The sequence below is a fragment of the Geobacter psychrophilus genome (assembly GCF_056821595.1).
The window spans coordinates 3,048,563-3,061,520 of the sequence record NZ_JBXDTU010000004.1; the positions used below are offsets into that span (position 1 = coordinate 3,048,563).

At 51.4% G+C, this 12,958-nt stretch carries 8 protein-coding genes and 1 riboswitch; of the genes, 4 read left to right on the plus strand and 4 right to left on the minus strand.

Annotated features, from left to right (window positions below):
- Nucleotides 1–10: 10 nt before the first annotated feature.
- The 4 genes from darT to ACOCF6_RS16630 all read right to left on the minus strand — a co-directional run bounded on the left by darT (nt 11) and on the right by ACOCF6_RS16630 (nt 5,943).
- A complete protein-coding gene (gene darT / locus ACOCF6_RS16615) occupies nt 11–673 on the minus strand; it encodes a type II toxin-antitoxin system toxin DNA ADP-ribosyl transferase DarT (protein ID WP_482461445.1) in 663 nt (220 codons plus the stop codon).
- Nucleotides 670–2,100, minus strand: a complete 1,431-nt coding sequence (locus tag ACOCF6_RS16620) for a restriction endonuclease subunit S (RefSeq protein ID WP_482461446.1) — start codon at nt 2,098–2,100, stop codon at nt 670–672. The genes darT and ACOCF6_RS16620 overlap by 4 nt, the downstream gene beginning before the upstream one ends.
- The gene (locus tag ACOCF6_RS16625; RefSeq protein ID WP_482461447.1) at nt 2,097–4,433 is read right to left on the minus strand and encodes a type I restriction-modification system subunit M; all 2,337 of its coding nucleotides are present in this window, start codon (nt 4,431–4,433) and stop codon (nt 2,097–2,099) included. Before ACOCF6_RS16625 ends, ACOCF6_RS16620 begins: the two co-directional genes overlap by 4 nt.
- 133 nt (nt 4,434–4,566) lie before the next feature.
- Nucleotides 4,567–5,943: a tyrosine-type recombinase/integrase gene (locus ACOCF6_RS16630; RefSeq protein WP_482461448.1), complete on the minus strand. Its 1,377-nt coding sequence runs from the start codon at nt 5,941–5,943 to the stop codon at nt 4,567–4,569.
- Between the two features lie 644 nt (nt 5,944–6,587).
- Nucleotides 6,588–6,666: riboswitch (cyclic di-GMP riboswitch) on the plus strand.
- 318 nt (nt 6,667–6,984) lie between these two features.
- Between ACOCF6_RS16630 and ACOCF6_RS16635 the strand changes: the two genes are divergently transcribed.
- The 4 genes from ACOCF6_RS16635 (at nt 6,985) to ACOCF6_RS16650 (ending at nt 12,544) form a co-directional block, all read left to right on the plus strand.
- The gene (locus ACOCF6_RS16635) at nt 6,985–9,276 is read left to right on the plus strand and encodes a multicopper oxidase domain-containing protein (protein WP_482461449.1); all 2,292 of its coding nucleotides are present in this window, start codon (nt 6,985–6,987) and stop codon (nt 9,274–9,276) included.
- 393 nt (nt 9,277–9,669) lie between these two features.
- Nucleotides 9,670–9,912, plus strand: a complete 243-nt coding sequence (locus tag ACOCF6_RS16640; RefSeq protein WP_482461450.1) for a hypothetical protein — start codon at nt 9,670–9,672, stop codon at nt 9,910–9,912.
- A 104-nt stretch (nt 9,913–10,016) separates the two neighbouring features.
- Nucleotides 10,017–10,256 (plus strand): GSU2403 family nucleotidyltransferase fold protein, encoded by a 240-nt coding sequence (locus ACOCF6_RS16645; protein ID WP_482461451.1) that lies wholly within the window; start codon nt 10,017–10,019, stop codon nt 10,254–10,256.
- A 191-nt stretch (nt 10,257–10,447) separates the two neighbouring features.
- Nucleotides 10,448–12,544, plus strand: a complete 2,097-nt coding sequence (locus ACOCF6_RS16650; RefSeq protein WP_482461452.1) for a fibronectin type III domain-containing protein — start codon at nt 10,448–10,450, stop codon at nt 12,542–12,544.
- Nucleotides 12,545–12,958: the final 414 nt, after the last annotated feature.

Genomic DNA, 12,958 nt, shown 5'->3' on the forward strand with positions numbered 1-12,958 from the left:
CCTCTCTCTTTCAATAGTACCATTCTCGTTTAATTTCTACACGTGGTCTGTGCCCTGTTGCTTCCAGCGCTGCAATAACCTGATTGTAAACCTGTTGCGACATTACGCCAATACGTGAAATCAGCTCCCATGGAAACTGCTGTTCGACTAGAAATTCCGCCTGCTTGCCTTCCTTGCATTGTTGCCAGTTGCTGGCCTGCACGGCGGGCCAGTTAATCTCGCCGAGTTGTTCCAAGCTGCACCTGTCTTCAAAATAGTAGGCTCCGGCATTCGATAGTGTATATGCCCAGCGCAGACCACGTGCTTCCGCCCATGCTACCGATTGCCGCAAATCCGCTTCTATATGAATAATAGGGCCTTGTCCGCCATGATATGCCATCTCGGGGTGATTCGCTCGTGATATCAAAAAAAGCATGACAGATCTTGGACAGAAGTAGAACGGCACGCAATCGCCAACGTGCAGATTAGGATAGTTGGTCAGGGTCAGTTCATTGAGTCGTCGCTGTTTAATGCCATTCATTCCGATGGTCGTACCAGGAGGCGTACGTCGCATAATCTCTGCGTCGCACCAGAGGCAGCCGCTGGCGAGAATCGATGCCAGTCGGTCGACATGGACTATGTGATAAATTTTAGGATGAGCCGGAACGGCTAGAACGGCTGGAACGGCTGTCATGCCGCCTCCTCTGAAAAAGCATCCAAATCTTCAATTTCGGCACTATCGTCTATTTCGTCCAAAGATTCAAGCTCTTCAATCTCATTCGGCAACTGTGCCGCAGCCTCCCGTACATCCAGCTTGCCGGTAACTACGTCGGCGATCAGGCGGGTGCGGTACTCGCGGATCAGGTCGATTTCTCGCTCGGTACGAGAGATTGTTTTTGTAATAATTATCGTCTCAGATTCAATGCGTTCAATTATGGCCTCTTGTTCAGCAACTGGTGGAAGAAGTATTTTGAAGTTTTTTATCTGATCCGGGCTGAGATGAGGAACGCTTATTCCCGTAAAAATTGGTGTCATATATGTAGAAAACATTCTACCTTTTAAAAGTAAAATTAAGAATCCAGCACATATTTTCTCCGTTGGACGTATTCTGGCAACCCGCTGAAGTAATAATGATGGAACATCTTCGTTGTCAACGACAGAGGCGCGTACCCCAGAACTGACTATTGGTCTGTCCATTCCGAGAACTATATCACCTGGCACCAATTTAAATGCCTCAAGTTTGTCACCAATGCAGCGTTTCCAGTAGACAGTTTGATCCCAGCGTACCCCAGAAGGAGTTACATTTATTCCTCGAAGAAGCCTAGTGTCACTTTTACTTTGAGAAAAGCCGGAGCTTGCAAATGGAAATCCGGTCATAAGTTTAATAACTCGACCTAATCGCAGCTCCTCCCAATGTTCCGGTATCTCTCCCAACCACTCAATACCCGATGGTTTCAGGCGGACATTCGGATCAAGACCATGGGTGACGGCACGGTGGATGATGACCTGCTTCTGCTCATTCAGCAGCGCAATAACCTTCCGTTTGGCCCGAATGGTGCGCTCGATCCGTTGGTTGGTGTGGTTGAGGAAACGGACGATGGCGGCTTGTTCATCGGGGGGAGGGAGCGGTGTATTAATCAACTTGAAGTGTTCTGGGCGGAGACTCCACATGTCTGAAGTAATGCCGTAGGACCAGCGCTCGGCCTCTTTTGCAAAGTGCGGTGTACGGTAGAGATGATGGAAATACCACGGATTATGATTCTCCCGCAGACGTACTACCACATAGGCGGGGCTGATGATGCCACGGAAGTCAGAGGTGCCGATTGCTCCCTGCCATGCACGCATCTTGTTGTAGGCAATGTCTCGCGGACAGACGAGCTTGTAAGCAGACTTGTCCTGCTTTGAGCTGTCTTTCTTGGAGCTGTTGGCCAGTAGCGCCTTTTGCTGAATAATGCCACGGGTGATAGTGACAGAAAGCATCTCTTCGTCGGGGTGATTGCGTTCCTTCATCTCCGTGAAAATGGCCCTATTCGGCAGTATATCCCAATGCTTCGGAACTTTGCCAACCCATGCGTGCCCTGACTCCCGATATTCCGGATATGGTTTGAGATCGGCGATCATGCCTTTCCACCTTGCAGTAGATCATCCAACAACCCTTCCGCCTCCTGCTCCACCGCCAGAATATCAGCCCGTATCTCTTCCAGCGTCCGCAGCGGACGCGGCTTGTAGAAGTGGCGAGTAAAGCTGATCTCGTAGCCTATCTTGGTCTTGGCTTCATCCAACCAAGCATCCGGTGAATAGGGCAGTACCTCTCGGCGGATGAACGCTTCAACGCCACCATCTTCCAAGAGTGGCACCTGTTCGGTGTCACGCAGGTCGGTATCAGGCTCGTACTCGATCACACAGGGCTTGCCGCCGACAGTTATCTCATACAGACCCCGCAACGGGTCGGGCGTGGCCTTGCCCGGCTTATGGATCTTTGAAACAACCGGCGGTGCTGTCTCCACCCGCCAGCTGACTGCCTTCAGTATCATCTTCAACTCTGTTGCAGGCAGCTTGCGCCCCTGTTTCTTCAGGGCATCATCCACCGCAGCACGGAACAGGTTGTGATCCTCGAACAGTTCGCCACCGATGGTATCACGCAGGGTGGTTGCAACCTCGACCAACCGGGCATCACGCTTCCAGGTGTTGCTGTCCAGCAGCTTCCTCTTTTTCTTCTCCGGCAGCCCCTTTTTGCTCCCTTCCTCGTCATCGCCGTCATCATCGCTGCTGCCCCATTCGGCCAGGTATTTCTCAACGGCCTTGGCGATGCTGTCGAAGTTATCAAACAAGGGATCACCGAACTCGTCATGCAGCTGCGAGCGTAGACCCTCATCCCCGGAGGCAAAGCGGAGCGATTCAATGGCCGGAATTGTCAACTGGCTGTGTAGCCGCAACGGGCGCTCCATCACGATCTTCCAGTAGCCGAAATGCTGGTTGGGGAACAGCTTGGACTGCTCCGTCTCTTTAAATGCCAGGTAGGTATCACAAACCAGCTTGATGTCGTCCTCGGACAGCTCGCAGTTCTTCTTGCCCAGATTCTTGCGCAGCGGCTTGAACCAACTGCTGGCGTCGATCAGCTGCACTTTCCCTTTGCGGTGGTCCGGCTTGCGGTTGGACAGTACCCAGATATAGGTGGCGATGCCGGTGTTGTAGAATAGATTGAGAGGCAGGGCGACAATGGCTTCCAGCCAGTCGTTTTCGATGATCCAGCGGCGGATGTTGCTCTCTCCCTGGCCGGCGTCACCGGTAAACAGGGACGAACCGTTGTGGACCTCGGCAATGCGGCTCCCCAATGGACTCTTGTGGTTCATCTTGGAGACCATGTTGGCCAGGAACAGTAACTGTCCATCACTGGAGCGGGTCACCAGCGAATATTCGGGATCGTCGCCATGGCTGATTTTGAAACGGGGATCGCGCATGCCATCCTTGCCCCCCATATCCTCCAGATCCTTCTTCCAGCTCTTGCCGTAGGGGGGATTGGAGAGCATGAAGTCGAATTCTTTGGCCGGGAAGGCGTCATGGGCCAGGGTAGACCATTCGGCACCACCGACGATGTGGTCGGCGTTTTCCCCTTCGCCCTTCATCAGCATGTCGGCCTTGCAGATGGCGTAGGTCTCCGGGTTGATCTCCTGCCCGAACAGGTAGGTCTTGACCTGCTTGCCGTCGGCAGAGGTCAGCTGCAGCAGTGTCTCTTCCGCCAGAGTCAGCATCCCCCCGGTACCGGCAGTGCCGTCATAGAGCTGATACGAGCCGGATTGAATCTTATTCGCAATGGGGAGAAATATCAGGTTGGCCATCAGCTTGACGGCGTCACGCGGGGTCCAGTGCTCCCCGGCCTCCTCGTTATTGTCCTCGTTAAACTTGCGGACCAGCTCCTCGAATACGGTACCCATGGAATGGTTGTCCATGGCCGGCAGCTTGACCGAGCCGTCGTTATTCAGCACCGGGTTCGGACTCAGGTTTATCTCCGGGTTCAGGAACTTTTCAATCAGGGTGCCAATGGCATCGGCCTTGGAGAGAGTCGGTATCTGGTTGCGGAACTTGAAGTTTTCCAGGATGTCCTGCACGGTCTGGGAGAACCCGTCCAGATATGCTTCGAAGTCCTGGCGGAGCTGCTGCTGGCTGTTGCAGGAACGGAGATCACGCAGGGTAAAACGAGATGTATTGTAAAAGGCCTGGCCGGCAGCCTCGCACAATGCAACCCGTTGTTCGGTTATTCCAGCGTCATCCAGCATCTTCTTGGTATCTAACACTGCCTGTTTGGTCGGCTCCAGCACGGCGTCGAGGCGGCGGAGTACGCACATCGGCAGGATGACATCAGGGTACTTTCCGCGTTTGAAAAGGTCGCGGAGCACGTCGTCGGCAATGCCCCAGATGAACGAGATAATTTTATTGTGTGTTGCTTGATCCATTTGATTACATCCGTTCACTGCGTAGGTTGGAGATTTAAAGTGTTTACATAGCAGAAAATGGGACTAAATGACAATGTAATGAGTCTTTATTGGAATAACTGTTCTGCAGGACCAGACGCATAGCGAAGCGGCACTATGCGGTTTTACGTTGGATCGGTATGACCTTGCTTTCAGTGGAGGTGATTATGCTCTTCAGCTTTCGCTCCCATGCTTCGAGGGCTTGCTGTTTCTCTTTGTCATATCCATGGCGGTTGTAGGTGCGGATTATGCCTTGTTTGACATGGTTCAGTACGGCGTCGATAATCTCATCCATGAACCCGATGCTGGCCATGAAAGTTGCAGCCGTCCGGCGTAAATCGTGAGGAGTAAACTTTTCAACTCCCAGTCGGTTCTCAGTAGCCGGCTTACCATCCTTGGTATAGAGAGGCTTGCCATTGGTGTCTGTTCGTGGCCATACGAGGTTGCGTCGGACAGAAACGGGCAGGGCATGGGAGTCAATGGCCTGTTCCTTTTTCTTGTGGGGGCAGGGAAAGATAAATCCTTTGTATTTCTGATCTGCCGGTATTTTTCGTGCCTTCTTTATTTGTTCCATTGACTCGGCGACGAACTCCAGTGCCGTGTTAGTTAAATACACACGATGTTCTTTGCCGTTCTTCGATCTCTCTGCTGGAATAGTCCACCAATGGCCGCTGATCTCTTTGGTGTGCATCCCAGACACTTCCCCTGGCCGTTGTGCAGTGATGAGCACCAATTTCAATGCTCGCTTGATTTCGTCACTGATGGCAGCGGTGTCCATGCCCGTCCAGAGCGTTTTGATCTCAGCCTCTGTCAACGTGCGTTCCCGGCTGGTATTCGGCGCGAGTGCCTTGACCCCGGTGCAGGGGGTATGTGGGAGGATGTCACGCTCCACTGCAAAGTTGAACATCTTGCGAACGACCTTCAATACCTGGTTACTCATGGCCGGGGTGCCACGGTCAACGATGTTCTCAAGTAATAACGTCATGTCTCGTTTTGTGATGTCTGCTGCCTTGCGCTTGCCCCATATCGCCACGATCTCTTTGTTTAGTAACCTTTCGTCTTCTTTCCACGATTTCTTGAACTTCTGGGCGTGTTTCTCCACGTACTCTTCCACCAGCTTTGCAACAGTGAGAGCCTGCGCTTGTGCCGCTTCCTCTGCTATACGGTTAGCCTGTTTTCTCTTCTTCTCCAATACAGGGTCGGCGCCATCTGCACTGCCACGGCGGAGAGCTTTCACCTTTGCCAACTCGCCTTGATATCGTTCGCGAGCATCCTTCAAAGATGTCTCGCTGGCCTTCTTCGATGTGGCTACATAGCTTCCAAGAGACATAAACCGGCGTTGGCCGTCTATCTTGTACTGATAGAAGAATGTCATGGTGCCGGAAGGGTGGACACGGATTCCAAAGCCAGGTTCTTTTTCCGCCATGCAGTCGTAGGTTTTATCCACCAATTTCAGATTTCTGATCGTGGGATCGTCAAACTTGGCTTTCATAGTCGCCTCTGGAATTAGTTGTACTTTAGTTGTACTTTTTAGGTTGTCTTTTGGTGTAAAACGATGAAATGCTATGAGGGAATTATTGCGGATTACAAATGATAAGTCAAAGATTTATTTAGATATAATTGATGTGTGACGTAGGGGCAGGAAATGCTATGAAATACTTACATTCATTTACTCCTAAGGAAGGGGCCGGTCGTTCGAATCGACTCGGGGACGCCAATAAAATCAATGGCTTGCAGACGCGTTCTGTAAGCCATTTTTTATTGCAATTAGTTTTGTTACCGTTTTGATGGTGCTTTCAGAAATGCACTCTTGAAATTCTTGTCTTCGTAATGAATATAACCTGAACCAGGACCAAAGGGAAAACTGAATCAAGTATTATGGTGTTCCCATAACTCTCCCGTCCCCAGAAACCGATATGATACCTCATTAAATGTCTCTTATATCATACTTCAGTATGATGAACTGTATCATTTTGAGACTGAGTGCGTCATGAGATTATCTGTAACTATTTGAAAACACACCTGATTTGCTCTTGTGTAAATCAGGCATGATTCTTGATGATTCTTGTGTGTAATTAAAGGTGCAGATCGAAATCAATTCAGTTTTTAATGCCAAAATATAACAAAATATACCTAAAACGAAAAAGCTAAACCCCTTGCGAAGGGGGGACAGAAAGCGTCGGATCTTCGTAGTGAAGATGGCCGGGCTGCCGAAGGAATTATTCTTTCAGGTATGTCCGGTTTTTTTGTTGGAAAGACTTCTGCAGAAGATACCTGTTCATTGAAAACGCCGATCTGGACTGTGGCCTTTTTTGAGCCATCAGCTATTGAAAGATCACGTTATGCAATGGCTGAATTGAGATGGGCACATCCGCTTTGTCTGGTTTTCAAGGAGCGTCTCGTTATGAGACCGAAACATTTGGAAAGTGAGGTGAATCGATTTAAATACCGTGAGCACGAATCAATCAGCACTAACTGTTAACCGTAACAAGACATCTCTTCGAATAACGTCATTCGAAAGGGGGGTACACTCATGTTAAAGATAAAAAGGCTTTCATATCTGAGCTACGTTTTTCTTGTGTCCCTTATTGCCGCAATTGCCGGGAACGCAGACGCCAGTTCCCAGGCACCACAAACATGGCTTCCTGGAGATTGCATTCCGCAGTTTGCCGTTAAGATGCCTGTGTTTGGTCCCGGCCTCAACGCCGACCTCCCGAGGGTGGATGCCCTCAGGCACCCGCTGCTTACGGTGAAGATGAAAGAAGCTGCCCGTGCGGTGCTTCCTGACCCCATAGTTGCTCCTTACCCGGCGACAGATTCAAACGGCAACTCCTGCCCAGCGGTCTCGTTCCAGAATACCAGGATTTGGGCCTACGAGACCTCCGACTCCATCACGGGAAAGCTACTCGGCCCCGCATTCTGGCCGGCGGTGACTGTTGAAGCCCGCAGATACATTCCTACGCTGATGAACTATGTCAATGAGCTGCCCAGCGGCCCCGGCACCCTGCAGGACCTGATCACGGTGGACCAGACGGTACACTGGGCCGACCCGTCTAACCTTGCCTGCATGATGAGGATTACGCCCGTTAATTGTGCCTCAAATCCCGGCGACCCCTGCTGCAAGGCATACTCTGCCAGCACACCGGCAGTTCCGCACCTGCATGGAGGCGAGATCCCCTCACAGTTTGACGGCGGTCCCAATGCCTGGTTCACGCCGGACGGCAATAAAGGGCCGGCATACAGCTCTCTCACCAAGCCGGTTCCCGGCAAGGCGACCTATCTGTATAATAACTTCCAGGAACCGGGAACCCCATGGTTTCATGACCATGCCCTGGGTGCCACCCGCACAAACGTATACAGCGGCCTGGCAGCCTTCTATTTTATCCGCGACCCGCTCACTGAACCGAAAAACCTGCCGGCCGGGGCATATGAAATCGAGATGGCCATACAGGATCGTCAGTTCGATGCAAACAGCCAGTTATTCTTCCCTGACGGCAGTGGAACAAATCCGGCCGCAAGCAACCTCAACGGCACTCCGCCCAATCCGGCCATGCACCCTTTCTGGATTCCCGAGTTTATCGGTGATGTGGCTGTGGTGAACGGTTCCCCCTGGCCCTATCTCAATGTTGATCCGCGTCGTTACCGTTTCCGCATAGTTGACGGCTCCAACGCCCGCTTCTATAACCTGACCTTCGGTGACGCCATAATCGACGGGCTTTCTGTACCGGTTCCCGTTTATGCCATCGGTGCTGACGACGCCTATCTGGACAAACCGGCCGGGCCGCTCAGCACGGTATTCATAGCTCCGGGCGAACGAGCGGACATCATCGTAGACTTCACGGGCTTTGCCGGAAAGAACATAACCGTCACCAATGATGCGCGTGTCCCCTATCCGGCAGGGCCAGCGGTTCCCGGCACGTTAGCCCCTCTACCTGGTGATTTTGCCCAGCCGGGCATGGCCAGAATCATGCAATTTCGTGTAGGCAGCAGCGTAGTAGCCGATACAAGCTGCAACCCAGCCGCAGGTGGATGCACACGCCCGAAACCGATCGTCCGTCTGACCGACGGCATGGGAAATATTGCAGCCGGGGTAAAGATTGCCAATGTCCGGCAGCTCGTTCTGAAGGAGCACACCGGGTTTGATATCACCACCAACCCGCCTATTGAAACGGGACCGCTGGAAGTCCTGGTTAATAACACCAAGTACGATGGGTTGATGTCACCCGGTAATGCAGCGGTCTTTCCGAAGGATGGCATCAGTGAGCTGCCGCGTGTCGGTTCGGTCGAGCTGTGGGAGATCATCAACCTGACGATGGACGCCCACCCGATGCACACGCACCTTACGCAGTTCCAGATCCTCAACCGCCAGAACTATGATATGGATGGGACGATGGGGTCGAATCTGGCCGGCGGTTACCCCGCTGCCTGGGCAGCTGCCTTTTTTGGTCCCCTGCTGCCGCTTGCCTGTGACGGCATCGACCCGCTGAACCCCTGTCCGGGGTATGGTCCACCGCTTCCCTACAACGTCCCCAACACGGACGGCGCTCTCGGTGGTAACCCGGCACTCACACCTTACCTTGTGGGTAGCCCTGCCAAGCCGGCGCCGGAAGAGGCGGGTTGGAAGGATACGGCCAAAGCACTCCCTGGCCAGGTGACGCGGATCCTGGTGCGCTGGACACCGACAGGCACGCCACTGGCAAAGACCAAACCCGGAGAGAACCTCTACCCCTTTGATCCGACCAAGGGGCCCGGCTACGTCTGGCACTGCCACATTATCGACCATGAGGACAACGAGATGATGAGGCCCTACAAGGTAACGAGATAATTTGATGTGCAGAATCAGCAGCAAGGGAGGGCCGCTTTGGGTGGTCCTCCCTTGTCAAAGGGGCAAAAATACCTGCCTGGACGGAATCTCTGCAAGTCATGAAGCCGGGTTCCAGTCGGCAGATTTCGTTTTCGCAGAGCTTGCCTGCGGCAGCAATTCTTCGGAGAATTCTGGGGACATCCATACTTAATTCAACATTGACTCTTGATATAGAAAACATTGACTTTAGCTCATGGCTCGAATCGCACGTGTTATAGCTGCCGGTATTCCCAACCATGTTACCCAGCGGGGCAATAGAAGGTTGCCGACTTTAAAGCTCAGGGACAGCAGAGATGGTAAAATTCACTTCCAAATATAATTAACCCCTGATATTACGCAAACAGGGGTTAAACTATGATTAAAGATCTCTCTATTGAATCAAGAACGCTACATGCCGAATTGATGGAAAGCTTGTCGATTCGTGAAGCCCAAAGAAACATCGGCAACCTTGATGGATCCTTTTCGACAAAAATTATTTCTGGGCGAGAATATTTGTATTACCAACACTACTCCGCCGGAAGAGGGAAGAGGAGCTTCTGTCTGGGCGCTAAAACCCCCGCACTCGAAGAATTGGTTGCCCAATTCAAGACCGAGTAACGGGAAAACATCGACAATCCAATTGGGACTCGAGAATATGTGCTCAATTGATAGCGGTAAAGATAGCAGTATTGCCTTCAAGCATTGTTCGGGTAATTCGTGAGATGGTTGAATGCTCGGTTTTGCGAGTCGGCGGAATCCTTGTTGACACACAAGCCTTTGCCTGTATCGGCAACCTGCTGGGTGTTAAATGGGACGAGACAACCATCTTTATGCTGGACGGTGACATCGTGATTGAGAAAAACATCAGTATCGCTGTACTTGGCCTGAATAGCCTTGTTTTTATCGCCATCTCTCCCTTGAGAAAGTGTGGCCCACACTGTGGTCTGGCTTGGTGTGGCTGATGATCTGTTCATTGCCGTTTCGTCTGCAATGCAGGTAACAGACTGTTCGAGATGCGTTTACCGAAGCACGCTCAATATTTAATGGTCACTTTGCATTTACCCCTTCTGGTGATACCCTTTCAATTAGACAAATAAAATCTTACTTCACATTGTCATTTCTTCTTATGTCTGTAACAAGGAGGAATCAACCCATGAAGTATTCCCTCTGGTTTGTCACTCAATGCCTTATCACCACGTATACCCTGCCTTGCAGAACAATGAATCATATCTACCTGATACGCAGAATGTTCAGTATGCGGGCGATATGGCGATGGAGTCGCCGGATCAGCTTGCTGTTTCTGCTGTTCCTGTCGCCAGGTCTTACGCAGAGCTACGGGGCAACGCTGTCCGTTGTCGTGTCAGGTTCCGGGCACGGTTCCGTCAACAGCTCTCCGCCCGGTATTACCTGCCCGGGAACCTGTTCCGGCATATTCACCGATTTCACCCTTTATCAAAATCCGCTGCCCGATTCCATTTTTACCGGATGGGGCGGCGCTTGCGCCGGCATGGAATACTGCGCCCTTACCCTGAGCAGCGACAAGGTCGTGAACGCCTTTTTTGAACTGAAATACACACAGATGACAGTCAGTGGTTCATATTACGGTGCGATACAGGAAGCGTACGATAATGTTGCACCAGGGGGCAAAGTAATCGTTGTAGCCCGTGATCAGGCGGGAGGCCTGACTCTTGATAAAGCGATCGACTTCACGTTAGTAGGGGGATTCGATGATGCGTTCAGCTCGAATGCAGGCAATAGCACGAAACTCCATGGGGCCGTAAGTATCAGGGAGGGAAGCCTGAGAACAAGTAATATTGTAGTCGTTTCGTCTGTTCAGGCAATGCCACCATCAGCTCCCTCCGGCGTGACAGCCACGGCAGGAGACGGTCAGATCGTTATCAGTTGGAATGATGTGCCGGGAGCGACCTCCTATAATGTGTATTACTCCACATCATCCGCAGTATCCAGGGCAAACGGGACCAAGGTTGCAGGGGCAAACAAGGGGGATGCGGTATCCGGCTTGACCAACGGCGTCACCTACTATTTCGTGGTAACAGCAGCAGACACAAGCGGTGAGGGTGTTGAATCATCCCCGGTCATCATGACCCCGTTCAATGCCGCAGCGCCTTCAGCGCCTGACGTGGCGACCGCCTCTGCCGGCAACGGCCAGGTGGAAGTAGGTTGGAGTGACGTTGCCGGCGCCACATACTACAGCGTCTACTGGTCTACTAACCCGGGAGTTACTACCGCAACCGGCACGAAGATATCGCCGCTGGCAGCCTCACCCTATCCGCATACCGGGCTTACCAATGCAACGACCTACTACTATATTGTCACTGCTAACATAGGGGCAACGGAAAGTGCAGCATCGCCGGAGGCGTCGGCAAAACCCGCGGCAGCGGCGGTCAATCCCAGGCTGCTGAAGAGGACTGTCTATGCGGTAACCGGGGGGAAAACACCGAAAACAACAAAAACCATTACCCTCTACGCATATGATGCGACGTCGGGATATAAATCACATGAGTATAACTATACGTACGCTGAAACCGAACTATTCACCGGGTCCATCGCTTACGAATACGATGCTGATGGAAAGGAAACCAAAAGATCCTATTACGATATTAATAATACCCTTTTCAGGTATACAGCGACCACATATAACCCGCAGGGAAACAAGTTGCTGATTGCCAGCTACTTTGTCTATGACGTGTATGCGATCCTGCAGGATGCTATCTCCAACGAGTATGATCTTGAAACGGGCGATCTGCTGTTGAAGGTCTCCATCATTAACGCGGCCGGGCAGACAACTGCATATACAACAAACGAATATAATGCGGCCGGAAGCCTGACCAAGAAAAGTAACTATAAAGTTGGAGAGCTACAAGATTATACAGAGTACGAATATAGAGAATTTAACGGGAAGGAATATGAGATAAAGAGGTCTTCCTACAACGGCTTTTCGGGGCTTATAAACATGATTGTCAAGATTGAACATGAAGTGGCCAATGATAAATTACGTGTAATACGTGAAACTACCTATAACGGCTTAACCGGGCTGATGACGAAATATTCAACGAGTGAATTTAATGCTGACAATAAACTGATAAAAGCCTCAAACTACGATTTTGCGAACAACCCGACAGGGTATGGCGTGCTTGTGTATAATGCGGCCGGGAAGATGACAATGACTACGACCTACGCCGCCACCGGGGAAGTAACTGCACGTACCACGGATGAATACGGCTATTGAAAAGATACCGTAGGCGAGAACGGTGCGTGTGATGCAAGGTTAGACAACAGTGCTTGGGATTCTCCGGTTGGTCAAAGTTCCCTGATGATGGCCACCCAGAAACGGCTTTTCGTGGACAACTGCTTTTTTGGGGATAAATTCCCATTGTTCATGAAGAGCCGGCCTGTTCATGCCATTCCACCCTCAATTACGCATGTCCCCGCCTGCCCCTTGCCTCATCCCCACAGATATCTGCTGAAATTGCGGACAAACCTCAGATAACCACAAGTTTCTGCGGATTTCCACGTTGGATTATTCTGCCCGACAGGCTCCTCTGCCGTCACATCAGCCTGTTATTGCAGGCGTATTTTATTGTTGTTGCCCTGCTGCGGTTATTGGCAGGCTACTTGCCTTTACTAAAACAACAGAATGATG